Origin of the sequence: Hymenobacter sp. GOD-10R, from assembly GCF_035609205.1 — a bacterium.
In the GTDB taxonomy this organism is placed as follows: Bacteria; Bacteroidota; Bacteroidia; order Cytophagales; family Hymenobacteraceae; genus Hymenobacter.
The window spans coordinates 3,405,905-3,430,826 of sequence record NZ_CP141184.1; the positions used below are offsets into that span (position 1 = coordinate 3,405,905).

The 24,922-nt window shown below is 58.5% G+C and carries 18 protein-coding genes; 11 read left to right on the forward strand and 7 right to left on the reverse strand.

The annotated features are described in order from the left end of the window. The first annotated feature begins 39 nt into the window (after positions 1-39). Both SD425_RS13710 and SD425_RS13715 read left to right on the forward strand, forming a co-directional pair. The gene (locus SD425_RS13710; protein WP_324670501.1) at positions 40-1,347 is read left to right on the forward strand and encodes a sensor histidine kinase; all 1,308 of its coding nucleotides are present in this window, start codon (positions 40-42) and stop codon (positions 1,345-1,347) included. Positions 1,348-1,365: 18 nt separating this feature from the next. Further along, complete coding sequence (locus SD425_RS13715; RefSeq protein WP_324670502.1) at positions 1,366-3,021, forward strand: FAD-dependent oxidoreductase; 1,656 nt, start codon at positions 1,366-1,368, stop codon at positions 3,019-3,021. A gap of 446 nt (positions 3,022-3,467) precedes the next feature. Here the strand turns inward: SD425_RS13715 and SD425_RS13720 are convergent, their stop codons facing one another. Then, complete coding sequence (locus tag SD425_RS13720) at positions 3,468-4,031, reverse strand: Crp/Fnr family transcriptional regulator (RefSeq protein WP_324670503.1); 564 nt, start codon at positions 4,029-4,031, stop codon at positions 3,468-3,470. A 104-nt stretch (positions 4,032-4,135) separates the two neighbouring features. On the opposite strand from SD425_RS13720, the gene SD425_RS13725 reads away from it, so the two are divergent. Further along, positions 4,136-4,696: a GNAT family N-acetyltransferase gene (locus SD425_RS13725; RefSeq protein WP_324670504.1), complete on the forward strand. Its 561-nt coding sequence runs from the start codon at positions 4,136-4,138 to the stop codon at positions 4,694-4,696. A gap of 300 nt (positions 4,697-4,996) precedes the next feature. Here the strand turns inward: SD425_RS13725 and SD425_RS13730 are convergent, their stop codons facing one another. After that, a complete protein-coding gene (locus tag SD425_RS13730; protein ID WP_324670505.1) occupies positions 4,997-5,731 on the reverse strand; it encodes an SDR family NAD(P)-dependent oxidoreductase in 735 nt (244 codons plus the stop codon). Positions 5,732-5,907: 176 nt separating this feature from the next. Beyond that, positions 5,908-6,510, reverse strand: coding sequence for a Crp/Fnr family transcriptional regulator (locus SD425_RS13735; RefSeq protein WP_324670506.1), 603 nt, complete (start codon positions 6,508-6,510; stop codon positions 5,908-5,910). Positions 6,511-6,938: 428 nt separating this feature from the next. On the opposite strand from SD425_RS13735, the gene SD425_RS13740 reads away from it, so the two are divergent. From SD425_RS13740 to SD425_RS13760, 5 genes are all read left to right on the forward strand, one after another. Then, complete coding sequence (locus SD425_RS13740) at positions 6,939-9,506, forward strand: sensor histidine kinase (RefSeq protein ID WP_324670507.1); 2,568 nt, start codon at positions 6,939-6,941, stop codon at positions 9,504-9,506. 632 nt (positions 9,507-10,138) lie between these two features. After that, positions 10,139-11,914 carry a class I mannose-6-phosphate isomerase gene (locus tag SD425_RS13745; RefSeq protein ID WP_324670508.1) on the forward strand — a complete coding sequence of 592 codons (1,776 nt, stop codon included), beginning with the start codon at positions 10,139-10,141 and terminating at the stop codon, positions 11,912-11,914. 57 nt (positions 11,915-11,971) lie between these two features. Then, positions 11,972-12,772, forward strand: coding sequence for a DeoR/GlpR family DNA-binding transcription regulator (locus SD425_RS13750; protein ID WP_324670509.1), 801 nt, complete (start codon positions 11,972-11,974; stop codon positions 12,770-12,772). Between the two features lie 131 nt (positions 12,773-12,903). Then, positions 12,904-14,301, forward strand: coding sequence for a sugar porter family MFS transporter (locus SD425_RS13755; RefSeq protein ID WP_324670510.1), 1,398 nt, complete (start codon positions 12,904-12,906; stop codon positions 14,299-14,301). A gap of 110 nt (positions 14,302-14,411) precedes the next feature. Continuing rightward, on the forward strand, positions 14,412-16,784 hold the full coding sequence (locus SD425_RS13760) for a GH92 family glycosyl hydrolase (protein WP_324670511.1): 2,373 nt from the start codon (positions 14,412-14,414) through the stop codon (positions 16,782-16,784). Between the two features lie 83 nt (positions 16,785-16,867). Here SD425_RS13760 and SD425_RS13765 read toward each other — a convergent pair whose 3' ends face one another. Then, the gene (locus SD425_RS13765) at positions 16,868-17,986 is read right to left on the reverse strand and encodes an NADP-dependent oxidoreductase (protein WP_324670512.1); all 1,119 of its coding nucleotides are present in this window, start codon (positions 17,984-17,986) and stop codon (positions 16,868-16,870) included. A gap of 219 nt (positions 17,987-18,205) precedes the next feature. Between SD425_RS13765 and SD425_RS13770 the strand changes: the two genes are divergently transcribed. After that, the gene (locus SD425_RS13770; protein ID WP_324670513.1) at positions 18,206-18,550 is read left to right on the forward strand and encodes a helix-turn-helix domain-containing protein; all 345 of its coding nucleotides are present in this window, start codon (positions 18,206-18,208) and stop codon (positions 18,548-18,550) included. A 29-nt stretch (positions 18,551-18,579) separates the two neighbouring features. Here the strand turns inward: SD425_RS13770 and SD425_RS13775 are convergent, their stop codons facing one another. Continuing rightward, positions 18,580-19,155, reverse strand: coding sequence for a TetR/AcrR family transcriptional regulator (locus SD425_RS13775; protein WP_324670514.1), 576 nt, complete (start codon positions 19,153-19,155; stop codon positions 18,580-18,582). A 134-nt stretch (positions 19,156-19,289) separates the two neighbouring features. Here SD425_RS13775 and SD425_RS13780 point away from each other — a divergent pair, with 134 nt between their 5' ends. Continuing rightward, the gene (locus tag SD425_RS13780) at positions 19,290-19,760 is read left to right on the forward strand and encodes a nuclear transport factor 2 family protein (protein ID WP_324670515.1); all 471 of its coding nucleotides are present in this window, start codon (positions 19,290-19,292) and stop codon (positions 19,758-19,760) included. Between the two features lie 89 nt (positions 19,761-19,849). Here the strand turns inward: SD425_RS13780 and SD425_RS13785 are convergent, their stop codons facing one another. Together SD425_RS13785 and SD425_RS13790 are read right to left on the reverse strand one after the other, a co-directional pair. Then, the gene (locus SD425_RS13785) at positions 19,850-22,933 is read right to left on the reverse strand and encodes a glycoside hydrolase family 2 protein (protein WP_324670516.1); all 3,084 of its coding nucleotides are present in this window, start codon (positions 22,931-22,933) and stop codon (positions 19,850-19,852) included. 271 nt (positions 22,934-23,204) lie between these two features. After that, entirely contained in the window at positions 23,205-23,780 is a 576-nt protein-coding gene (locus tag SD425_RS13790; RefSeq protein ID WP_324670517.1) for an RNA polymerase sigma factor, read from the reverse strand. Between the two features lie 94 nt (positions 23,781-23,874). On the opposite strand from SD425_RS13790, the gene SD425_RS13795 reads away from it, so the two are divergent. After that, positions 23,875-24,915 carry a FecR family protein gene (locus SD425_RS13795; protein ID WP_324670518.1) on the forward strand — a complete coding sequence of 347 codons (1,041 nt, stop codon included), beginning with the start codon at positions 23,875-23,877 and terminating at the stop codon, positions 24,913-24,915. Positions 24,916-24,922 lie beyond the last annotated feature (7 nt).

Below are 24,922 nucleotides of genomic sequence, written 5' to 3' on the forward strand. Positions count from 1 at the left end.
GCTACGTCCTGCTACTCAACTGCTTTCATCTCTATCCTCATGGCCGAATCCCTGCCCATCGACCCGACGGCTTTACATGGTGTTACGGCCTTTCAGGGCTTGCCGCCCAGCGTACTAGCCTGGCTGCTGAAAGCCGGGGAGCTGCGCCACTATGCCGACGGAGAGCCCATAGTACTAGCGGGCGCCCCGGCCGACCGGCTGCTGGCTGTGGTGCGCGGCGGCACGCACACGCTGCTGCCCGGCGTGCCGGGTGGGCGCAGCTTCCGCCTCGAAACTGGCGATGTAGGCGGTTTGCTCCCCTATTCGCGGCTCCAGGTGTATCCGGCGCAGGGCGTAGCCGTGGGCGATACGGTGCTGTATGAGCTGGCCAGCGCGCAGTTTCCGACCCTAGAGCAGGTGAGTCCCGAGTTGGTGCAGCGTCTGGTGGGCATCATGAACGACCGCGCCCGCGACGAAGTCCGCACCCAAGAGCGCGACGATAAGCTGCGGGCCTTAGGTAAGCTATCGGCCGGCCTCTCGCACGAACTCAACAACCCGGCCGCGGCCATCAGCCGGGCGTCGGCCTCCCTTACTAAGGCACTGGATGTTATTCCGACGCTGCTGCTCAAGCTGCTGGCCACGTGCCCGCCCACCGAGCTGGTAGCCCGCGTGATGGCCCTGGCCGTGCTGCCCACCGAGTTGCCACCGCCCCTCACCGCCCTGCAAGCCGCCGACCGCGAAGAGGAGCTAGCCGACTGGCTCGAAACTCAGGGCTGCCCCGATGGCTACGCCCTGGCGGCGGGCCTGCTCGATGCCGGCCTCGATGCCGCTGCCCTTACCCCGGTCGCAGCCCAGCTACCCGACTTGGCGCGGCTACCGGCCTTTGCCTGGCTCAGCGGCCACCTAGCGGCAGCGCGCTTGGCCCGCGACATCGGCGAGGCCAGCCGGCGCATCAGCACGCTGCACTTGTTTGCCTACGCCCTGCGCGAGAAAAACGTGCACCTCGTTCGCGACTATGCCCCCGACTTGCCCCTGATTACCGGCCAAGTAAGCAGCCTTAACCAAGTGTGGACCAATCTGATTGACAACGCCTTAGACGCCCTGCCCCCCAACGGCGGCGAACTGACCGTGCGCGTGCGCCCGCAAGCCAACCGACTAGGCGTGAGTGTGGTAGACAATGGCAGCGGCATCACGCCCGAGGTGCTGGCGCACATGTTCGAGCCCTTTTACACCACCAAGCCCCTGGGCGAGGGCACTGGCCTAGGGCTCGACATTGCCCGGCGCATTGTGCAAGAGCACGGGGGTAGGCTGGAAGTTACTTCGGTACCTGGGCGCACTGAGTTTACGGCTTGGCTGCCCATCACGTAATCTGCTCCTTTCTGAATTATGAAAAAGCCCGCCATCCTCGTAGTTGACGACGACCCCCAGGTGCTCGCGGCCATCACCCGCGACCTGCGCCAAGAGTTTCGGGGCGACTACCGCATTCTGCCCGTGGCGTCGGGTCCTGAGGCCCTGACGACCCTCGATGAACTGCGCACTCGCTCTGAGCCGCTCGCCCTGGTGCTGGCCGACCAGCGCATGCCCGAGGTGGAAGGCGTAGAAGTCCTCGCGCATGCCCTGGCGCTTTTCCCCGATACCAAGCGCGTGCTACTGACCGCCTACGCCGATACGGCAGCGGCCATCCGGGCCATCAATTCGGCCCAGCTCGACTACTACCTACTCAAGCCCTGGGACCCGCCCGAGCAGCTGCTCTACCCCGTGCTGCACGACTTGCTGGCGAGCTGGCAAGCCAACTACCGGCCGCGGTTTGCGGGCCTACGGCTCATCGGGTTTCAGTGGTCGCCCCTGTCGCACGAGCTCAAGGATTTTCTGAGCGGCTACTTGGTGGGCTACCAGTGGCTGGATATTGAAAAGGATGCGGAAGCCGCTACCCTGCTGGCCACTACCGAGTTCACGGCCGACGATTTGCCCGTCGTTATCTGCCCCGATGGGCGGGTAGTAGCGCGGCCCGACAAGCTTGACCTAGCCCGGCACCTAGGGCTGCTGGTCGCGGCCCAACAGGAGCTGTACGATGTAGTCGTCATCGGGGCGGGCCCAGCGGGGCTAGCGGCCGCCGTGTACGGGGCTTCGGAGGGGCTGAAAACGCTCATCATTGAACGGCAAACACCCGGCGGGCAAGCGGGCGCATCGTCGCGCATCGAAAACTACTTAGGTTTCCCCACCGGCCTCAGCGGCGCCGAACTGGCGCACCGCGCCTGGTCGCAAGCCATTCGCCTAGGGGCCGAATTCATGGCCCCGCAGGAAGTACTAGACCTGTGCGTGCAAGATGGCTATAAGGTCTTAACCCTGAGCGACGACACCAAAATCCGCGCCCGCGCCGTGGTGCTAACCACTGGCGTCAGCTACCGCAAGCTCGACGCGCCCGGCCTCGACCGCCTAAGCGGGGCCGGAGTGTACTACGGGGCCGCCCGCACCGAGGCTCGCAGCTGCGCGGGCCAGCCAGTGTACATCGTGGGCGGCGGCAATTCGGCCGGCCAAGCTGCTATGTACCTAGCTACCTATGCCTCCCGGGTGTTCCTCGTAATTCGGGGCGCGACGCTCGAAGCCAGCATGTCGGCCTACTTGATTACGCAAATCAGCCAGACGCCCAACATCGAGATTGTACCCCACACGCAGCTCCGTGAGGCCTGCGGAGGCCAGTCGCTGGAGGCCGTAGTTGTGCAGCGGGATGGGCAGCCCCCCGAGAAGCACCCGGCTCGAGCGTTGTTTATTTTCATCGGAGCCAAGCCCAGCACCGAATGGGTTTGCCACCTTGCCATCTGCGATGCCAAAGGCTATCTGCTCACCGGTCGCGACCTAGTAGCCGACCCGCGCTACAAAGAGTCCTGGAAAAAAGAGCGCGAGCCCTACCTACTCGAAACCTGCGTACCCGGCCTCTTCGCCGCCGGTGACGGCCGGGCGGGCGCCATGGCCCGCGTGGCCTCGGCCGTGGGCGAAGGCAGCATGGCCATCAAGTTCGTGCACCAATACCTCGATGAGTAGGTGGCCGGATACCAGCCCGAACAGGTCCAAGATGAGAAGATTCGCTTCTGTACGTAGAGTAACAGCAATGCTCTCTTCCGTGCACAATAGTGGCCTTGGTTGAAAGGATGCCCCCAACATTACCTGCCGCTGCACACTCAAGAGCCAATTTTACTGTGCTGAGCTATCGGTCAGTACTTCTCGTAGCATTTTTAACATTGGTAAAAAGAATCGCGGAGCCTGTTGTGGACCTTTGCCCTACACGTTATTATCCGTCATGTAATGGTTGTTTCTCATCCCAGCTGGGCTGTCCGAAGTTGCCTTTTTTCTGGGCAAGGCAAAGGCTGCCGGCGAATCGGTAATGCTAGCTTGGAGCCTAGCTTTTACTTGTTCAATCTAAGCTTAACGCAGGTGCTATTGGGACGGTCTACGCGTTTTGAACGCGCATTGGGCCGCGGGTGTGGGGTTCATTTGAGCTTGGCTCGGACACGGCTTAATGTGACTTGCGTAATGCCTAGGTACGATGCAATGTGGCCCAACGCTACGCGCTGGAGCAAGTGCGGACTGTGCGCCAACAGGTCCGCATAGCGCTCCTCGGCCGTGCGAAACTGCCGGGCAATAAACTGCTGTTCCGCCTGCCGCCAGACGCGTTCTACCAGTACCCGCCCCCAATTGGCTAGGTGTAAGTCGGTGCGATACAGGTCTTGCAACGCCTGCATGGGGAGCCGAAACAGGCCGCTATCTTCTAACAGTTCAATGGTCTCGTAGCTTACGGCTTGCTCCGTGTAGCCCCGAATCGACACCAGGACGGCCCCTGCTTCCGAAAACCAGAAGGTTACCTCCCGGTCTGCGCGCCGGGCATAGACCCGTGCTAGGCCGTGCTGCAAGACGTAGACGAATTGAGCTAGGGTATCATCCCGAAACAAGCAAGTGCCCTTCGGCAACGCCACATATTCGGCTAACGCCAGCAGCTTGTCGAGCGAGGCCGGAGGCAATGGATACGTAGCGTGCAAAATTTCCGGTAAGCTCATGCGTAGTCGAGTAGTGGAATGGAGCTAGCATGCAACGGCTATGCCCCTGCGCCTGCCCAAAGAAACTAGAATAACAACACAGTAAGTGAACCCGCAAAAGCAACATGGAACCCATCACTATTAACCAAGCCGGTTTGTCCGACCTTGACCGCTTACAGCAGATCGGCCGCCAGACGTTTTTTGAGACGTTCGCCGCCAGTAATTCTGAGCAGAATATGCAGACCTATCTAGCTGAAGGTTTTTCCAGTGAAAAGCTGACTGCTGAGCTGCGAGAACCACACTCGGCCTTTTACTTCGCCGAGCAGGCAGGCCGCGTTATCGGGTATCTGAAGGTAAACACTGGACCAGCTCAAACGGAGCAGCAAGCCGCCCACGCTCTCGAAATCGAGCGCATCTACGTCCTGCACGAATTTCACGGACAGCGCGTTGGCCAACAGCTCTACGAGCAGGCCCTGACTCTTGCGCAGCAGGCGCAAGCGGAATACGTGTGGCTCGGGGTGTGGGAAGAAAACCCGCGGGCCATTCGCTTCTACCAGAAAAACGGCTTTGTCGAGTTCGACAAGCATGTATTTAAGCTAGGCGACGACGTGCAGACTGACATCTTAATGAAGTTAGACTTGCCAAGCAACCGCCACCCCGTAATGCCAAAAAGCAGCTCTTTCTAGCCCTGCTGGTGCTGAGTACGGGCTTTTGGGCATTTCCTAGGCCGAGGTAATGGATATCGTCCTCTTCAGCTTTTTGGTTTACAAATTCGTCATAGCGGCTGGGACTCGGCAAATTTCTGTCACTTAGAGGCACATTTCTAAGCGCTAATCTGAGTCTGGGGGTTGACGCAAAAGCCGGTGATACGGACGTGCGCTTTCTAATGGACCCACCTGATGAGCGCCTTCATCCCACCCCTGCGCTCGCAGGGCAACTTCAGCTGAGTTGCCCTGCGAATACTTTTGGCGGCAAGGGTGCCTGGGCTACCAGGGACTTTCGGTTTCGCCGGCCGGTGCATCCCGGCTAAAGTACTTGCCGGTGGGCCCGTCAGCGCCGAGGGTGGCGTACTGCGCCACAAACTGAGCCGCATCCGTTACCGCCCCGCCTTGGTAACCGGTAAAATCGGTGGCCGTTTGCCCCGGATCTACGGCGTTGACTTTGAAGCCCTGCTCGCGCAGCTCGTCCGCCAGAAAGACGGTATAGGCATTCAGTGCCGTCTTAGAGGAGCCGTAGGCCGCTAGTTTATAAGGTGCATGGATCCACGTCGGGTCGCTTTGCAACGTCAGGGAGGCCAAGCCCGAGGTGATGTTGACAACAACAGGCACCGGCGCGCTCTTAAGCAAACCGAGGAAGGCTTGCGTTACCTCAATGGCGCCGAAGAAGTTGGTCTCGAAGACTTCCCGTAGCTGATCGAGGCTGGTCTCGGAGGCGTGTTGCGGCAGCTGACCCAGTACGCCGGCATTGTTAATCAATCCATCCAGGACGGTAGTCTTCTCCCGGATCGTCTTTTCGGCGGCCTGAATGGAGGCTTTATCGCAGACATCAAGTTGAACGGCTTCGACGTGGGCGAGACCAGTCTCGGCTAGGTGGGCCACGGCCTGCTGCCCTTTAGCTAGGTCCCGGCAGCCGAGGAACACAAAATAGCCTTGTTGTGCTAACTGCCGAGCGGTTTCCAAGCCAATACTTTTATTGGCCCCGGTAATGAGGACATGTTTCATGCGTTGTGCGAAAGGTTAAGTACAGCGCAAAGGTCCCGTAGCCGCTGGACAGCCTACTTACCTTTTGGTAATTTACGGCGGCGTGTACCTATTTAACTCGCGCCGTTGCCTTACGCCAACCCGTAGCGTACCCGTGCAAAAGGACAGCAAACGCTGAGGGCATCGCACCAAACAGATCAGTCGGCTGCTGGCTCAGAGGGCAACGTACCTAGGTGGCGGCGAATACGACTCAGCGACTGCGGCGTCACTCCAATATAGGAAGCTAGGTGCGCGAGCGGAATACGATTGGCTAGGCCCGGGAACGTGGTCAGAAACTGCTCGTAGCGGGTGGTTCCGTTGGGACTCACCAGCGCGCTGCGGCGGTTCATCTTTTCCAGCAGGGCCCGCGTGAAAAGCTTCTGCTCCACTTGGGGCCACGCGACAATGGTCAGGCTCAGCTCCTGCCAAGCGGAAGCCGGGAACACGAGCACGTGTGTTTCCGTCACGGCTTGCACGTACTCGGTGGCAGGCTGCTGGAACTGATAGCTTTGCAGGTCCACCACGAAGCGGTTCTCTTCCACAAAGTACTTGGTATGTTCGGCGCCCTCCCGGTCGAAGTAGCAGACGCGAAAAATGCCGGTCACGATAAACCCGATTTCTCGCGCCACTCGCCCAGCCTCGGAGAAATACGCACCCGGCGGGTAGGTGCGTTCCACTGCTTGGCTGCGAATGAGTTGCAACTGCTGCGAGGTGAACGGATAGAATTGCAGCAAGAAGTGGTCGAGTGGTGAGGTGGTCATCAGAACAAGCAGTCAGTGGGAAGGGCCTCGCAGGCAGTCGGATTGGACCAAAGATCACGCCTAGGGCACTAGGAGGAATTACCATTTGGTAAAAACCACCGGCGCTCCGTTCCTAGGAGAGCAGGGCGTATGTTCCGCCGAGAAAGACGCTGCCCCTAGTTGAGGCAGGCCTTAGGGAAGGGCAAGAGCCGAATTATTCGGTGGGTAGGTAAGTGGGTTCTACTCGTGCCGACGAAGGCAGTTGGTCGGCTAAGTAGCTAGCTACCAACCATACATTTCGCACGTTACGCCCAAAAAAGCAGCAGCGCAATCGTACAACGTAGTATCTTGCCCCACTGTGCTGACAACGCCAGTGGTAGCTAAGTGTTTCTACTTCTCGTATAGCACGCCTACAATAGGCACCTATCTTCTTCGCCTAGTCCTTGCCTGTGCTTACGTCCTCCCCTGAAGATTTTCTACACGATGCTGCTTTAGCCGCCCGCCTATTCCCCGGCGGTGGTGAGATGGGACAGCGCATCCGCGAGCTAGATTGGTCGACCACATTGCTAGGTCCAGTGGCCGGCTGGCCCCAAAGCTTGCGTACCGCCGTGCGCATTATGCTCGCCTCTCATTTTCCCATGATGGTGCATTGGGGCCCAGAGTTGGTGCATTTCTACAACGATGGGTACGCAGCTATCCTGCAAGACAAGCACCCCGGCGCTTTGGGGCAACCCGCGCAGCCCTGGTGGGGGGAGATTTGGTCGTTTCTGACACCGATCTTCGAGCGGGTACGAGCCGGCGAAACCACCTATTTCGAAAACCAGCTCGTGGAGCCTAATCGCCAGGGGTTTATCGAAGAAGTCTATTTCACCTTCTCGCACAGCCCCTTGTATGACGAGGCTGATCAGATAGCAGGCATTCTGGCTACGGCTATTGAAACAACGTCAACCGTCATCAACGAGCGGCGCCTGGCGATGCTAAGCCACCTGACGGCGCTCACGGCCTTGTCGACGCAGCCCGAGGAGGCAGTTCAACATCTGATTGCGGCCTTGTCTACCAACCCAGCGGATGTGCCGTTTGCGTTGCTCTACACGCACGAGGCAGCTGCGCCGCACGCTCATTTACAGGCCTGGTATGGCCTGCCCGCTGGGGAGCCCACCGCGCCCGCCACGGTGGCCGTGGCGCCGCCCAGCGACCTAGGTTGGCCCATTGCTGATGTGCTCCGGCAAGAAAGTCCGGTGCTGGTACCCTCCCTCGCAGCGCGTTTCAACCCGTGGCCAGCAGACGATTGGCCCGAAGCGCCCATTCAGGCCTTGCTGCTCCCGTTGCCAGTTGATAATGGTAGCGAACAAACGACAACCGTGCTCATCGTCGGGCTGAGCGCCCGGCGCCCGTGGGACGAAGCCTACCGCTCTTTTTTTGGCTTAGTAGCCGAGTATGCTGGCCGTGGCTTAACGCACGCTGCTGCCACGTATACGGCGCAACGCCGCGCCCAAGAGCGTCAGGACTTGTACCATATCTTTGAGCAAGCACCGGTGGCCATTGCGCTGCTACGTGCACCAGACCACCGCATCGACTACTTCAACCCGGCCTTCCAGCAGCTTTTTCCAGCCGACCGCTTGCCAGGACGAACCCTAAAGGAAACCTACCCCGATTTCGTAGCACGCGGAACCATCGCCCATCTCGACCAAGTGTATACGACCGGTAAAACCTACACCGACACCGAGTTGCCGCTCGTAGTGCCCGCGGGACTTGATGACTCCTTGGAAACACGCTACTTCAATTTAATCTACCAAGCCTACCGTGAGCAGGGCCTTATTGCAGGAGTAGCCGCCTTTTTCTTGGACGTAACGGCGCAAGTGTTGCTACAGCAACAGCGGGAGGCGCAACAAGCTGAGCTAGAGCGCTTGTTTGAGCAAGCTCCCTTCGCCATTGCGATCCTGCGCGGGCCTACATTCGTCGTGGAACTGGCAAACGCCGCTATGGGTCAGATTTGGGGCCCTTCGTCGGCCCACGTACTAAGCCGCCCCTATTTTGAGGCCATACCCGAAGCAGCAGCCCCGGGCTTAGAGCAAATTCTAACGAACGTACTAACGACGGGCACCGCCTTCTTTGTGACCGAAGCACCCATCAGCTTGGTGCACTCCACTACTGGGCTCCCGGAGCAGGGCTACGTAAACTTTGGATTCCACCCCCTCTATGGCGAAAATGGCCACGTATCGGGTGTCATTGCCATTGGCATTGAAGCAACAGAGCAGGTCCAAGCTCGCCAGCGAGTACAGGCACTCAACGAGGAACTGCATACCATCAACGAGCACCTCCAGCGGACCAATGCAGACCTAGACACCTTCGTGTACACGGCCTCCCATGATCTAAAGGCGCCCATCACGAACATCGAAGGACTGCTGCATATGTTACAAGCGGAGCTACCTGTCGAACAACGCAATGACACGGTGGAATATGTCCTCACTCTCATCCAAGATGCTATTGAGCGCTTCCGCACTACCCTATCCCATCTCACCGAGGTTACTCGCTTGCAGGAAGGAGTCGAGCCAGCGGAAGCAGTGGACCTAGGCAGCCTTATTGAGGGGGTGCAACTAGACCTAGCTCCGCTTTTAGCCGTGACGCCCGCACAAATAGACGTAGTCGTCACGGACTGCGCATTGCTACAGGTACCCGCCAAAACGTTACGTTCAGTGATCTACAACTTGTTAAGCAATGCGCTCAAGTACCAACATCCCGAACGATTGCCGCACATTGTTATTCGGTGCCAACAAAACGAGCAAGAAGTAGAACTGAGCGTAGAAGACAACGGCCTCGGAATTGACTTGGAGCACCAAACCGAGCTATTTGGTATGTTCCGCCGCTACCACACGCACGTGGATGGAGCAGGCGTTGGGCTCTATATGGTTAAACGGATGGTGGAGCAAGCCGGTGGGCATGTTGCCGTACGGAGCCAACCAGGGGTGGGAAGCACCTTCAGCGTATTCTTTCCGCTGCCCGCAGAAAGCCGTTGAGTACAGAATCTTACTCTCCAACTACGGGCGAGCCCAGAAGCGCGTGCTCGGCGGCTTGAGTATAATTAGTCCTATCGGAATCATTTAGTGTTGCATCCTCAAGATACGGCCGTGGGCTGTCGGCTTGCAACGATGCGGTTAGTTGTCTCCACACCTGGACCAGACTTTCCAGAAACTCCCGCTGCACCTGAAAGGCAAACTTTATCATGGCGCGGCGTTACCGCTGTGAGACAACCAGCGGTAACGCCGCTGCTAGGCAGCGTGCGCTTCACCACCTAGTATCAAGAATACAGACAGGTAGTACCACCGGTAGACACCTTCGTCATGCCATCCTTCGTGCCTACGCTAGCGAATGCAGGGAAGGAACAGCTACCCCACCCAACGTCATTCCACCTTATCAGCAAGGCGCATTGAGCTGCTCGTTTGGCAACGGTTTATTTCCCGTTATAGAAGCACAAGAAAATTATTTTGATCGTTTTATACCAAAACGATCATTTTTATTAATAATATTCGTCATCACAAGCTTATCATCTACTTGTTAGTGCTTTTAACTAGCACGTGATGATCCTGTTCGCCTCAAGTTTAGCTGCACAAAACGGAGGCTTCCTTTCACATTTTCAACGATTCTGCACATGCGCTCCTCTAACTATGACAAGTTTCCCTTCGTGCCGGTAACGACGAAAGAAGAGGCTTGCCAAACGGGATGGCCGGCCATTGCCGAAGCGTTGAGAGCAGCACTGTTAGCTAGGCAGGCTGTCCCTGATCAACCGCTGGTGCTAGCGGTAGAATGCTACCCTGGCACCAATTTGAGGCAACTGCAACAAGAGTTAGAGCAGGCTTTGCAGCCGGCCCAGTGCTTGGTAGCCGACGATTTGTATCGGACTCCAGCTGAAATTGACGCAATGGTGGCCGGCCCGCTCACCGATGACCCCGTCTTCGGGCGGCTCAATGGAATAACCGTAGCCGACTTTTTCGACCAGCAGAAGCTGCAAACAGTACAAGCAGCACTAACTTCAGCGGCTGGTCAATTGGTGGTAATAATAGGTACTGGGGCTACGCTGGTGTACCCAACTCCCGCCGTTGTAGTCTACGCCGACCTAGCCCGCTGGGAAATCCAACTGCGGCAGCGGCGCGGCGAAATTGCCAACCTAGGTAGCGACAACTTCAACGAGAAAGCTAGCCTTAAGTACAAGCGGGCCTACTTTGTGGATTGGCGGGCAGCCGACCGCTTGAAGAAGCAAGTGCTGCCCCGCGCCGACTTCCTGCTCGATACCAACGACCCCGCTGCACCCAAACTCATCAGCGGAGCTGACCTGCGGGCTGGGCTGGCGGCAGCCGTGCAACGGCCCTTCCGGGTGGTGCCGTTCTTCGACCCAGGCCCCTGGGGTGGGCAGTGGCTGCGCGAAGTCTGTGACTTGCCCGACGGCCCGCCCAACTACGCCTGGGGCTTTGACTGCGTGCCCGAGGAAAACTCGCTGTTGCTAGGTTTTGGGGAGGCGCGCGTGGAAATCCCGAGCATCAACCTCGTTTTTGCCCATCCCCGCGAACTGCTGGGAGACGCTGTGCACGGGCGCTTCGGCACCGAGTTTCCTATTCGCTTCGACTTTCTCGATACCATGGGCGGCGGCAATCTATCGTTGCAAGTACATCCGCTCACGGAGTACGCCTACGATAAGTTTGGCCTAACTTACACCCAAGACGAAAGCTACTATATGCTTGACGCCGAGCCGGGTGCGGTCGTGTACCTAGGTCTGAAGGAAGACGCGAATTTCCCCGCGATGCTGGCCGACTTGCAGCGTGCTCAGGACGACAGCACGGCCCCTTTCCCCGCGGCCAAGTACATCAACGAGTTTCCGGCGCGCCCCCACGACCACTTTCTGATTCCGGCGGGCACTATTCACTGTTCGGGTGCTAATGGGATGGTGCTGGAAATTTCGGCTACTCCCTACATTTTCACCTTCAAGCTATGGGATTGGGAGCGGCTAGGTCTTGATGGTCGGCCCCGGCCCATCCACCTAGCTCACGGCGCGGCTAATATTCAGCCCGACCGCACCACGGCTTGGGTAGAGCAGCACCTCGTGAATGCTACCGAGCCTGTTGCTTCCGGCCCCGGCTGGCGGGAGGAGCGTACCGGCCTGCACGAGCGGGAATTCATCGAGACGCGCCGCCACTGGTTTACGGATGTGGTGCCGCACCACACCCACGGTGACGTACAGGTGCTCAACCTGGTGCAGGGTGCGGAAGCTATTGTCGAAAGCCCAAACGGTACTTTTGAGCCCTTCGTGGTACACTATGCCGAGACGTTTATTGTGCCCGCGGCGGTAGGCGCCTACACCATTCGGCCCCACGGCTCGGCTGTTGGTACCGAATGCGCAACCATGAAAGCGTACGTGCGCACGCAGGCCTAGGGCCACTATTCGTCGGCTAGCTTCCCCGTAGTACAATCTAAAACTCTGTTCCTAATCGTGCCCGACTTACTGACCTCCGACAATGCCGCGGCGCTGCGCGCCCAAACCATCATCGAAAAGCTGCTGCACACCGGCACCGTGGCCGTCGATGAGCTGGCGGCGCAGTTTAGCGTGTCGGTAGCCACCGTGCGGCGAGATTTGGTGGAACTGGAGCAGCGCGGCCGACTCCGGCGCACGCACGGCGGCGCGGTGCCGCGGGAGCCGCTGCTGTACGAACCCTTTCGCTACAACTCTAGCTTTCACGAGCAGATTGACCGCAACCTAGCGGAGAAGCGCCGTATCGGGCTTGCCGCCGCGGCCCTTATCCAGCCGGGCGAGACAATTTCCCTGACCGCCGGCACCACTACCACCCAAGTCACGCGCAGCCTGCGGCCGGAAGCCAACGTGACGGTCGTTACCAACACCGTGAACGTGGCCATGGAACTGAGCCACCGCACCGATGTGCGCGTGTTCGTGACGGGCGGCTTCCTGACGGGCGGTTGGTTCTCGCTGGTGGGTCCGGCTACGGCGCAGGCACTCAGCCAATTCTTTGTGGATAAAGTCTTTATCGGCGTCAATGGCATCGACGCCGAAAAGGGCCTGACCTCCTTGCACCCCGAGGAAGCCGCCATCATTCAAGTTATGGTACGGCAGGCCAAGCGCCGCATCGTGGTGGCCGACCACACCAAGCTAGGTACCGTTGCCACGGCGCTCATTTGCCCCATCACGGAAGTGCATCAGCTCATCACCGACACGGGCGCTACCGAGGACCAAATCGCTCCTTTTCGCCAGCAAGGAATAGAAGTGCTGCTGGTCTGATCTGGCCAACCAAACATCCCAGTCGCTTCGCCTACCCTAGGTTAGTGCGAAAAGCGGCACTTAAGTAGGAGCCCGTTTGCTAGCGCCTACTGCCTGATACTACCCATTAGCTCCCTCACTACCCACCCGCTATGCCTCCTCAAGCTTCTTCCGGTTACGTTCCCCGCGAATCTACGGCGGGCCTGCCTTCCCCCACCGCGGGCCCAGCGGGTAGTGCTAGCTACGTTTACCTGATTGCGGCCGTGGCAGCACTGGGCGGGCTACTTTTCGGTTTCGACACGGCCATTATCAACGGCGCCTTGGTCTTCTTGAAAAAGGATTTCGGCCTGACGGATTCACAAACGGAATTGGCGGCTAGTGCTATCCTATTTGGCGCGGTAGCCGGTGCGGCCATTGCTGGCTGGCTCACCGACCGTTACGGGCGCCGCCGGTTACTATTTGCGGCCGCGCTGCTGTTCACGCTTTCGGCGCTAGCAGCGGCAGTGCCCCGCACGCTCACCGAGTTTGTGCTGGCGCGGCTGGCGGGCGGCCTCGCTATCGGGGTAGCTTCGCTGCTGGTACCACTCTACATCGCCGAAATTGCTCCGGCGCGCATCCGCGGGCAACTCGTGACACTCAACCAGTTGGCCATCGTAACGGGTATTCTCCTAGCTTATGTAGCGAGCTACTACCTAGCCGGGCTAGGGTTGAATTCGTGGCGGTGGATGTTTGCCTCGGCGGCCTTGCCTTCGCTATTGTTCATGCTCACGTTACTGCTGGTGCCCGAAAGCCCGCGTTGGTTGTTGGGTCGGGGGCGCGAAGCCGAAGCCCTCGGTACGCTCACCCGCCTCAACGGTCCCGCGGCTGCCGCCACCGAAGCCGCCGAAATTCAGGCCGCCTTAGTGGCCGAACGCGGCGAAGAGGCCAACGTGTACCAACCGCACCTGCGCCGGCCGTTGCGTATCGCGGTGGTGCTGGCGGTGTTGCAGCAAATCACCGGCATCAACACGATTCTATACTACGGCTCCATCATTTTTACGGAGTACAATGGGCAAAGCGCATCGTCGGCCATTGGGGCCAACGCGCTTATTGGAGGCATCAACTTCGCGGGTACTGTTGTGGCACTGTTCATTATCGACCGGGTGGGGCGCAAGCCGCTGTTGCTCTTTGCGTCGGGGGGTATGGCGCTGGCCCTGGGTGCGCTGGTAGTAGCGTTGCAGCTGCACGCATCGGGACCGTTGCTGCTAGGGCTCATCATGCTCTACGTGGCCTGCTTTGCCGTGGGGCTAGGTCCGGGCGTGTGGGTTGTGATTACCGAGATTTTCCCGAATGCTGTGCGGGGTCGGGCGGCCTCACTGGCTACGGTCGCCCTGTGGATAGCCTGTACGCTTATTTCCTACACCTTCTTGTCGTTGGTGAAAGCCGCGGGCCTAGCCGGCGCCTTCGGGCTTTACGCGGCGCTTTCGGCCTTTACCTTCTTCTTTGTGTGGCGCGCCGTGCCTGAAACTAAAGGGCGGACGCTAGAAGAAATTGAGCGTGGCTGGAAGTAGCCATCAGCGTCATATCGAATGGGGTTATGCTGGGCTTGTCGAAGCCGGTTTAAAGAGCTGTTGACTTTATAACACCCTGCTATTTTACTAAATCACTTAAAACCAGTTGTATGAAGCGGTCTTTCACTGCCCGCGTTTTGCCCTTGGTGCTGCTGTTGGCGGCGGGCGAAGCCAATGCGCAGAGCGTGCTGAAGTATGTAAATCCCAATATCGGCACGGCGCACAGCCGCTGGTTTTTTTACACGCCAGCGGCTGTGCCTTATGGCATGGCCAAGCTAGCTCCTTCCACCAACGGCCATTATGGGAATGCTTCGGGTTGGGAAGCTGTGGGCTACGACACCCGCCAGAATTCTATCGAGGGCTTTGTGCACTTCCATGAGTGGCAGGTAGGCGGCGTAAGCTTCATGCCTACCACCGGCGAGCTGCGCGTAAAACCCGGCGACCTCGACAAGCCAGACTCTGGCTACCGCTCGCGCTTCGACCGCAAAAACCAAGTGGCCGAGCCCGGCTACTACAAAGTATTGCTCGATGACTACGGCATCACGGCCGAGCTGACGGCTACCAAGCGGGTTGGCTTTCACCGCTATACCTTCCCCAAAAACGATCAGGCTCACATTATTCTTGACATCGGCAACAAGCAAGGCGAGAGCGACGAAGTGACCGATGCCAGCATCCGCATGGTGGATGCCACGCACGTGGAAGGCTTCGTGAGCACCTACCCGAAGTACGTGAAGAACTACGACCCGCAGGGCAAGGTAAACATGTACTTCTTCGGGGAAATTAGCAAGAAGCCGGCGAGTGTAGGGGCCTTCACGGCGGGCACGCAGGCAAATACAAACTCGGCCAAGGGCAAAGGCGCGGGCTTAGTGCTTAACTATCAAACCACGGCGCAGGAGAAGATCGAGCTGAAAGTAGGTCTCTCGTACACCTCCATTGCCAATGCCAAAGCCAACCTGCTGGCCGAGGCCCGCACCCTGACCTTCGACCAGGCCCGCACTGCCGCGCAAGCTACCTGGCAGCGCGAGCTAGGCAAACTTGCCGTGGAAGGCCCCGATGAGCAGAACAAAACCAAGTTTTACACCGGCCTGTTTCACGCCTTACTAGGTCGCGGCATTGCTAGCGACGTGAATGGCGACTACCCCAAGCACGGCGGTCAAACCGGCAAACTGGTAACCAGCGGCCCTGGCCCCAAGCCCGAGTTCATCAACACCGACGCCATTTGGGGCGGCTATTGGAACCTCACGCAACTCTGGGCGCTGTCGTACCCCGAGTGGTACGGCAACTACGTGAACACCCAACTGCAAGTGTACCGCGACCGGGGCTGGTTCGGCGACGGCTTGGCGAATAGCGAATACGTGTCGGGGGTAGGTACCAACTTCGTGGGGCTAGCTATTGCAGGCGCCTACCAAGCCGGCATCCGCAACTACGACGTGAACCTAGCTTACCAAGCCGTGCGCGCCAATGAGTTGAATTGGCGCAACCGCCCGTTTGGCTCGGGCAAAATGGACGTGAAAGCCTTTACGCAGTACGGCTACGTGCCCTTCAAAGAAGAGTACAAGGAATACAAAGGCGTGTGGTACAAAACCGATTCCACGGGAGCGTACTTCTCTAACTCGCACACGCTAGAATACAGCTACAGCGCCTTTGCTGCCGCCCAAATGGCCAAAACCTTAGGCAAAAAAGACGATTACGCGCAGCTCATTAAGCTGTCTGACGGTTGGAAGGCCATTCTGAACCCGCAGACCAAGCTCATGCAGCCCAAGCTGGCCGATGGCTCCTTTGCGGGCAACTTCAAACCCTACGAGCCGTGGCGCGGCTTCCAGGAAGGCAATTCCATGCAATACTCCTTCTACGTGCCCCAAAACCCCGCCGGACTCATTGCCGCGATGGGCCGCGAGAAGTTCAACAACCGTCTGGACAGCATCTTCACAGCCTCGGCCAAAACGGGCTTCGGCGGTGGCAAAGAAATAGATGCCTTTGCCGGCGTCAACGCCATCTACAATCACGGCAACCAGCCTTGCTTGCACATCAGCTGGCTATTCAACTTCTCGGGCCAGCCCTGGCTCACGCAGAAATGGACCCGCCAGATTTGCGACGAGTTTTACGGCACAGAGCCCATACACGGCTACGGCTACGGGCAAGATGAAGACCAGGGCCAGCTAGGTTCGTGGTACGTTATTACCGCGCTAGGCTTGTTTGATGTGAAAGGTTTCACAGATGGCCGCCCCATCGTGGAGCTAGGTAGCCCCCTTTTCAGCAAGTCTACCATTCAGTTAGGCAACCAAAAGAAGTTAGTAATCGAAGCCAAAAACACCTCCAAGGAAAACGTGTACGTGCAGAGTGCGGAGCTAAATGGCAAGCCGCTCGTCAACTGCTGGCTGTACCGCGACGAACTGATGCAAGGCGGCAAGCTGGTGTTCACAATGGGCAACCAACCGAACAAAACCTGGGGCACAAAGACCCCACCGCCTTCGGCGCAGTAGCAAATAGAGGTAGTGCTTCGACCGCCTAGGGAGAAGGTCACGCCCACTAGGAGCGCGACTCTTGTTCGAGCCTTCACCCAGCGTCACGCCACTGTGAGTACAATTTTACCCTGAATGTGTCCGTGGGCAGCTCGTTCGTGCGCCTGGCGCGCATTGGCCAGCGGAAACGTGCTATCGATGGCAACGCGTACTGTCCCGGCTTCGAGCAGGTGCGCAAGCTCGGCGAGCTGCGGGCCGTTGGAGCGCACTTGGGTCATCGAGACCGTGATGCCCAGTTGCGCGGCCAGTGCGGCGTCGGAGAAGCCTAAGAACACCGGAAACAGCGCGCCGCCTCGCTTAAGCGTGCGCAAGAAACGGCCGGTGTTGGGTCCGCCCAAGGTATCGAGAACGAGGTCCGCGTCCTGCGCGACGTCCTCGGGCGCCTTTTGGGTGTAGTCAATAAACTCATCGGCACCTAGGTCGCGCAGGAACGTCTCGTGCGCGCCCGAAGCCACCGCAATAACGTGCGCTCCCTGCCATTTGGCTAGCTGCATGGCTAAATGTCCTACGCCGCCCGCGGCCCCATTGATGAGTACTTTTTGGTCGCGGAGCGGCACCGGACGATGCGGCTCCGGCTGAAACGGGTTCGGTTCCTGGTGCCCTAGGTCCAGCAGGAATTGCCACGCGGTAAGTCCGGCCATCGGCACCCCGGCGGCGTGCACGTGGTCGAGGCCCGCTGGCTTGTGGGCTAGGTCCGACGCCGGCGCGGCGACGTACTCGGCGTACGCCCGGCTTGCCCCGACACTAGGAAACCGGATCATGCCGAACACTTCCTCGCCGACGGTGAAGCCCTGCACGTCCTCGGCAACGGCCGCCACCACGCCCGATATATCCGTCCCCAGAATAATAGGAAAGGGCACCGATGGCCGCCACTCCGGAGGCAGCATCTTGTAGCCGTCGCGCAGGTACCAATCGGGGGGATTGAGGCCAATTGCATGCACGCGCACGAGCACCTCCCCTGGCTTCAGCTCGGGCCGCGGTACTTCCTCGTAGCGCAGTACTTCGGGGCCACCAAACTCGTGCAGTTGAATAGCCTGCATCGTGTTGTTCGGCCTAGCCGCTATCTTTTCAGGTGCAGGGGCTTCTTTTGCTGCGGCGTATTCTTGTTCGTGGGGTTGGTCGGAAGCTGAATCTCTCTCCACGTTCACTCCTTGCGTTGCCATACTGGTTCAGGTTGTATAAAGTGAGAGGTTGCGCCAACAGGTAACTTGTCGTCTAACTCAGCTACTAGCTTTGCGGCTTGCTATGTGCAGGGTTTTAGCAGGCAACTACCTTATCTGTCAGCCAATTGCTTACCTGCTGGCCTAACCTTTTAACTGAAGCCAAAAGTACCGGTATATGGTATACCTTTGTAACCAGTATCACCGAGTATACCAGTTAAGATGAAACGCTGCCCCCCTCTTGGCGACCCCCAGCAACTGCGTGCGCTACAGGACGCGCTTTACGTTCTCGGAGGAAAATGGAAGCTTCCTATTATCCAATCCATCTGCAACGGCAACCATCGATTCCGGGACATAGAGCGTAGTATTCCGGGCATTACCACTCGCATGCTGTCCAAAGAGCTCAAGGAGCTGGAAATGAACGGCATCATCTCCCGCACCGTCTACGCCGACATCCCAGTTAGCGTCTTGTATGAGCCGACAGAGTACAGCAAAGTGTACGGCCCAATCATCATGACCATGATCGAATTTGGGTTCGTGCACCAGCAAAAGATGAGACAGCCGTAACGGGCAATTCGCTGTCTGCTAGGCCAAAACTACCGAGCAAGTAGCAGTTCAGCCAAGCCTTGCGCGGTTAGAGCCGCCGCGGGACCGTCGCCGAGTTGGGCCCGCACAATAGCCCCGTCGATGAGCAGCAGTAGCTGAGTGGCCCCGCGTGAGGGGTTGGCGTACTTAGCCGCCCGCAACAGCTCCTCCAGATAAGCGTGCAACTCCTGTTTATGCTGGCGTGCAATTAGGTATTCCTCGGTGTGCGGGTCGGTCGTTTCAAGCACCGTGTTGATAAAGGCGCACCCCCGAAAATCAGCCTCGCCAAACCAGTCAGCTAGCACGCCAAAAATTGCTCGTACTTCATCGGCGGGCGTGTGGGCGCGCGCTTTTGCCTGTGCTTCCAATCCGCGCTGCCAGTGGCTGTGCCGCTCGTGCAGGAAGGCAACCACCAAGGCCTGCTTGGAAGGAAAATGCTTGTAGAACGACATCCGGGCAACGTCGGCGACGGCCAATAACTGATCAATGCCGGTCGCGCGAATCCCTTGAGCATAAAACAATTGGTGAGCAGCTTTTAGAATACGCTGCCGGGCAGCAGAAGGAGCATTAGAGCCAGGAGCAGGCATTACAAAGGCAAGGATAAGGACGCGAGAGAAGAGGCGAAGGTACACTATACTTGGAGTATACTGACCGTTCTATCTACTTTCGCAACGTACCCTATGCTAGCTTTTCGCTTTCCTGCTTATCACCTAAAGTTGCTATGTCCGACTTCCGTCCACCCCTCCCGCCTTATACCCTAGAAACTGCCCATCAGAAAGCTCGTTTGGCGGAAGATGCGTGGAATTTCCGCGACCCCGAGCGAGTGGCCCTCGCCTACACTCCCGACAGTTCCTGGCGCAACCGCAGCGAGTTCTTTGTGGGCCGTGCGGCCATCACAGCTTTTTTGAAGCGAAAGTGGGAACGTGAGCATGAATACCGGCTCATTAAGGAAGTATGTGGCCTGCACGAGAACCGGATTGCCGTGCGTTTTCAGTACGAGTACCACGACGCGCAAGGCCAGTGGTTTCGCGCCTACGGCAACGAGCAATGGGAATTTGACCCCGCCGGATTGATGCGCCGCCGCGAAGCGAGCATCAATGATGTAGCCATCACCGAAGCCAAGCGTGCATTTCATTGGCCGTTAGGGGCGCGGCCCGCCGACCATCCCGGCCTAACAGAATTAGGCATGTAGCGAGCCTTCGGAAGTTGTGTTCGGAAACGCATACAAACCCTCGCCAACAACTGCTAATGAGAGGTGGTGCTAACTTTTTATGACTACCCTCACCCCGCCACGGCGCCCGCCCAGCGGAGCATATTCAATAGCAGCTGTTGTCCCACAATGTTGGCCTTGTTGCTGCCGGTTGAGTTAAGCGACGTGAGTGCCGCATTCTCCCCGTCACCTTCGGCCTTGGCGCCCACTTTCACTCCGCGCAACGTGGAGAAGATATCGAGGGCGCAGAGCACGATATGGCCCCGGCCGTGCGGCACGATACTCAGCGCCGAGTACACTTCTTTTTTGTGGTCCGATACGCAGGCAACGATGGTCTCGCCGTTGAACAGCCGCAGCCCGACGCGGTTGCGGTCGTAGGTCGCAAAGCATTGGTACTCCCAGTTAAACACGCCAGCCGGCGGCAAACCCGCGAACAACGGATGGTTTTTCGCGAAGTAGTTGCCGCCGTACCACGAGGTACCTAGCTCTTTCAGGCCCCGGTAGTCCACGACCTCCTTCCGACCTAGGTGCGTGGCCCATTTATCGATGTTATTCACTACGATAAGCGTGTTGCCCTCATTCACCCACTCCAGAATGTCGGTCACGAGGGGGTTGCCCGTTTGCTGCGGGTTGAAGGCGCCCACGAGCAAGTACTTGCCCTGCGGCCTGCCCGATTTGAATGGTTGAAAGGAATTCACCCCCACCGATTTCAGGTAAGCCCCTAGCACGCCACTGGTATCGGCGACCATGCCCGCCGCCGGGATGCCAGCGGCGTTCAGCTTCACCGCGTACAGCTTATCGTCGCCCGAGGCCACGACGTTGCCGCCGCTCAGCAGTTCGGCTTTGATGGTGGTATAGCCCGCACTAGTCGGAATCAGCGGCAGGCTCGCCGACAACAGCTCCCCGTATTTAGTGCCGCCCGTCACACGCACCGGCAGCATTTTGCTGAGCACGGTGCGACCTTGCTCGTCGGTCGCTAGCACGCGCAGACGGTAGCTGCCTTTCAGGTTCACTTCATTGATGAGGTGGAAATCTACCCGGGACGTGTCACCCACCCCTAGCACTTTGCGGGTGGGCTTCACGGCCACGTACACCGGGCGGTTGTAGCGGGCAATCAGTTGCACATCGCCCTTAGGGTTGCGGTAGTTATCCACGATGCCCGAGTGGTTTTCCAGCATCATGCTTTCCCAGCCATTCACGGCGTAGCCGTCGACGGTGTTATTGAGGCGGATGTTTTCGATGGCCCGGCCTTGGTAGTAGTAAGCATTATTGCCCATAGCCGTGGTTAGAGCGTCCACGGTCGGGAAGACTTGCCGAAAGCCGGGGGTATTGGTCAAAAACTGGTCGTAGGTATCATACCAAGCTAGGTACGAGGCCGTTTCCCAGCCGATGTTCTTCCCGGTCTTCAGAATTTCGTCGCGAATCAACTGCAAGCGCGGGGGCGTACCAATGGCGCCTTCCTCGCCGTAGTAGACGATTTCGTCTTGGTGGTCGGTGTAACGCAGGTACTTCGTGGGGCTACTGTACAGATTGTCGTGGTACACCCCGGGGCCGCCAGCGTGGTGCTGGTCAAACCAGCCGTAGTCATAAAATTTGCTGTCGTAGGGCCGCAGGTGCAGCTTAAACCGAGGGTTCGGCTTGAGCGTCGGGTCGCCGTTCGAGGAATTGTAAGTCATCAGGCGCGTGGGGTCGAGCTGGTGGGCGGCGCGCATTTCCATGCTGTCCTTGCCTTGGGGAGGGGCGCCACGCTCGTTGTGGAAGTTGTAGATGACCAGGGCTGGGTGGTTCCGGTCGCGCCGGATCATGCGCATGACTTTCTCGGTGCGCTCGGGGAAGTAGAAGTCAGCCTGCTTCCTGCCGAGCGAATCGGTGGGGTTAAAGCCATTGGCCGGGTACTGATTGCCGCCTGGCTCCTCGAAGTACAGCAACCCTAGCTCGTCGGCGTAATCAAGCACGTTGGTCTGGCCGATGGTGCGGTGAAAGTTGAGCATGTTCAGCCCTAGCGCCTTCGCCGTTTCTACCTGCTTGCGGGCTAGCGCGTCGGAAGGCGCAATGCCATTGACTGGCCAAAAGCCCCAGGAAATAGACGTGCGCAGCACAATGCGCTTGCTATTCAGGAAGAACTGCCGGTCGCCGCCGGCCACGTCGCGCACCTCAAACCAGCGGAAGCCAAACCGCTGCTGGTAGCTATCCTGGGTGTGGTCGGCACCCCGCCAGGTAGCCGTCAGCACGTACAGGTTAGGCGCTTCTACACTCCATTGTTTGGCGTTTTTCACTCGCACGGTCATGCTTTTCGTGCTTTGGCCGGCGGGCACTTGGGTCTGCGGGTAGTCTTGCGCAAACACCGTTCGTTGCGCGCCACCGTGCTCTCTCACTTCCAGGTGCAGCGTGCCGCTGGTCGGTTTCGTCGTTTGGTTGTCGGTGGTTACCTGCACTTCTATCTCATCGAGCCTAGGTTTGTTCTTCACGAACACATCCTGCACGTACACCGGGTCGGTGGCCACGAGCTCGACCTTGCCTGTGATGCCACCAAAGCCGTGCGTGGGCTGGATGCGGTAGTTGCCCCACATAAACGTTTGTGAGTCGCGCCAATCGAAGTTCCCGTTCGGGTCAGTGATGCGCACTGCTACCTCGTTGTCTTGCCCGTAGCGAACAAACTTGGTGATGTCGATTTCAAACGGCGTGCTGTTGACCAGATCGTAGCCGGCCAGCTGCCGGTTCACGAATACCTCCGCCCGCAACCGCACGCTTTCAAAGCGCAGCACCACGCGCTTGCCCTGCATGGCAGCCGGCACAGCGAGCTTGGTGCTAAACCACGAAACCCCTAGGTAGTTGCCACTGAGCCCAAACGCGTTACCGTTTTGTCCCCAGAAGTACTGCTCCACCGTGGCGGGCAGATGTACGAGCTGGGTAGAGGCGTTTTGCAGGGCTTCCCAGCCACCGGTCGGTGGGTTGACGGGCAGCTGGGCTAGGTTCACGGGCGGCGCGTACAGGCGGTCCTGCACCCAAGGCGCGGCACGGTCGAGCCATAGCCGCCAGTCTTGGGCTGAGAGGTCTACTACTGTGCGGGCACTGTTGGTTTGTGCTTGGGCCCAAGAGGCGCAGATCAGCAAGCCTAGTACTATAAGTCGGCTCAATTTGAAAGGGAAAAGCATAGAATAAAGAGAAGGTGCACTCGGCTCAAAGAGCTCGTTGCTTGCGAATAGGCCAGGAAGCAGTTAGGTAACATCAGTTATGCCGGGGCCGGTGCTGGCAAACTCAGCATGGTAGATAGGGCTTTCGTTGCAGGTTTGTCCCAGTTATGCCAGCCCGCACGTGTGCTTCCGGACGCGTAGTATCATGTTGTTTATCTGATTCTTATTGGCTCTAGGCTAGCCTTGAAGACTGTTGCTGACAGCTTGGTCAGCCCTCCTACTATCGTTTCTATTACCAGCTGCCCAGCAGAATAAGCACCACCCATAGGTCCTTGAGCGAGAGCTTGAGGTGGTGCAAAGCGTGGGTAATTTGGTTCTCGACCGTGCGCTTGGAGATGCCTAACCGGGCGGCAATCTCATCACCCGACAACTGCTCCCGGCGGCTGAGCCAGAAGATTTCCTGGCAGCGCTTGGGCAATTGGGCTAGGTAGGCCGCCACTCGCTGTTCTAGTTCGTGGCTGTGCAATTGCTCTTCGCCGGCGTTACGGTTGGTGCCAGTACTAGCTAGGTCTTCAGAATAATGCAGCGGGATAAGACGCGCCGAGCGGCTGTGGCGGTATACGTGGTAGCGCGTGGCAGCCATCAAATAGCGCGGAAAGGAATCGATTTCGAACTGGTGCCGCTTCAGCCACAGGTTCAGGAAAATATCATGGATAAGGCTAGCGCACACTTCCGGGTCGCTATGCAGCGCGCAAGCCGCCTGATGCATCCGCGCCCAATACCGATTGAACAGGGCCGCAAACGCCTGCACGTCATCCTCACGGACGGCGTCCCACAACTGGGCATCGGATGAGGATTGGGAAAACATAGTTCCGGCGCTAGGGAAGGACGAAAGACAAGTGAGGAGGAACGGTAGTCACCAAACATATTGATAATAAAGCAGCAAAAAAACTACGAAAAGTATGTGCGTGCCTGCTCGCTTCGGACTCTATGCAGGTAGAAACGCGCAGATTATGACGGACGAAGAGTATTTCTTGCTGTATGAAAAGTACCTGCTAGGCCACAGCACCGCCGAGGAAAGGCATCGGCTGCGGCAAGCGCCCCAGGCCCAAAACCAGTTGCCCGAGCTGAGCGCCGCCGAGGAAGGCCACCTAGCTTCGGCACCCGCCCGAGAGGCCGTGCTAAGCCGGTTATTGGACAGCATCGAGCACGCCGAAGTGCACCGGCCGTCACGCGCTAAGCGGTGGCAGTGGGCCACAATGGCGGCCGTTGTGGCCCTCCTAGTAGTAGCCGGCAGTTATTGGTTGGTGCCCACCTTGTGGCAGTCTCGCCTGCACTATGCTACCGGCTACGGCCAGCAGCAGCGGATTGTGCTCCCCGATGGCTCCGAGGTGGTGCTGAATGCGAATTCTACGTTAGAGACGCCAGCCGTTTGGGATCCGCAGGCGCGCCGGGAGGTGTGGCTGCACGGGGAGGCCTATTTCATTGTGGCCCATAAAGCGGCGCCGTCGGTGCGCACCATTGCCCAGGCGGCTGAGCCCTTAAAGTTTGTAGTGCATTCTGGGCCAGTGGATGTAGCCGTGCTCGGCACCAAGTTTAACGTGAACAGCCGGGCAGACGACACGCGCGTGGTGTTGGCCGAAGGTAAGGTGCAGCTCACGGCCCCCGGCCAACCCGCCTTACTCATGAAGCCCGGCGAGCTGGTAGATTTTGCGCCAACTCACGCCGCGTATGCCACCCGCAAAGTGAATCCAGGGCTGTACACAGCCTGGAAGGAGCACCACTACATCTTCGACGATACTCCCCTGCCAGAAATTGCGCGCTTGCTGGAAGACACCTACGGCTACAAGGTATTTGTACAGGACAAGGCACTGCTGCATAAGAAGTTGACGGGAGAAATCAACACAAAGAACCCCGAGGTACTGCTTTACGCCTTGTCTAAGTCATTTGGCATTCGCATCGAAAAACAAGGCAAAACCCTGCGCTTTTACACGGCTAACTGATTCATCT

Excerpts from the sequence above, each read along its gene's own strand:
- SD425_RS13710 (WP_324670501.1), top strand. The coding sequence starts at position 40 with ATGGCCGAATCCCTGCCCATCGACCCGACGGCTTTACATGGTGTTACG.
- SD425_RS13715 (WP_324670502.1), top strand. The coding sequence starts at position 1,366 with ATGAAAAAGCCCGCCATCCTCGTAGTTGACGACGACCCCCAGGTGCTC.
- SD425_RS13720 (WP_324670503.1), bottom strand. The coding sequence starts at position 4,031 with ATGAGCTTACCGGAAATTTTGCACGCTACGTATCCATTGCCTCCGGCC.
- SD425_RS13725 (WP_324670504.1), top strand. The coding sequence starts at position 4,136 with ATGGAACCCATCACTATTAACCAAGCCGGTTTGTCCGACCTTGACCGC.
- SD425_RS13730 (WP_324670505.1), bottom strand. The coding sequence starts at position 5,731 with ATGAAACATGTCCTCATTACCGGGGCCAATAAAAGTATTGGCTTGGAA.
- SD425_RS13735 (WP_324670506.1), bottom strand. The coding sequence starts at position 6,510 with ATGACCACCTCACCACTCGACCACTTCTTGCTGCAATTCTATCCGTTC.
- SD425_RS13745 (WP_324670508.1), top strand. The coding sequence starts at position 10,139 with ATGCGCTCCTCTAACTATGACAAGTTTCCCTTCGTGCCGGTAACGACG.
- SD425_RS13755 (WP_324670510.1), top strand. The coding sequence starts at position 12,904 with ATGCCTCCTCAAGCTTCTTCCGGTTACGTTCCCCGCGAATCTACGGCG.
- SD425_RS13760 (WP_324670511.1), top strand. The coding sequence starts at position 14,412 with ATGAAGCGGTCTTTCACTGCCCGCGTTTTGCCCTTGGTGCTGCTGTTG.
- SD425_RS13765 (WP_324670512.1), bottom strand. The coding sequence starts at position 17,986 with ATGGCAACGCAAGGAGTGAACGTGGAGAGAGATTCAGCTTCCGACCAA.
- SD425_RS13770 (WP_324670513.1), top strand. The coding sequence starts at position 18,206 with ATGAAACGCTGCCCCCCTCTTGGCGACCCCCAGCAACTGCGTGCGCTA.
- SD425_RS13775 (WP_324670514.1), bottom strand. The coding sequence starts at position 19,155 with ATGCCTGCTCCTGGCTCTAATGCTCCTTCTGCTGCCCGGCAGCGTATT.
- SD425_RS13780 (WP_324670515.1), top strand. The coding sequence starts at position 19,290 with ATGTCCGACTTCCGTCCACCCCTCCCGCCTTATACCCTAGAAACTGCC.
- SD425_RS13785 (WP_324670516.1), bottom strand. The coding sequence starts at position 22,933 with ATGCTTTTCCCTTTCAAATTGAGCCGACTTATAGTACTAGGCTTGCTG.
- SD425_RS13790 (WP_324670517.1), bottom strand. The coding sequence starts at position 23,780 with ATGTTTTCCCAATCCTCATCCGATGCCCAGTTGTGGGACGCCGTCCGT.
- SD425_RS13795 (WP_324670518.1), top strand. The coding sequence starts at position 23,875 with ATGTGCGTGCCTGCTCGCTTCGGACTCTATGCAGGTAGAAACGCGCAG.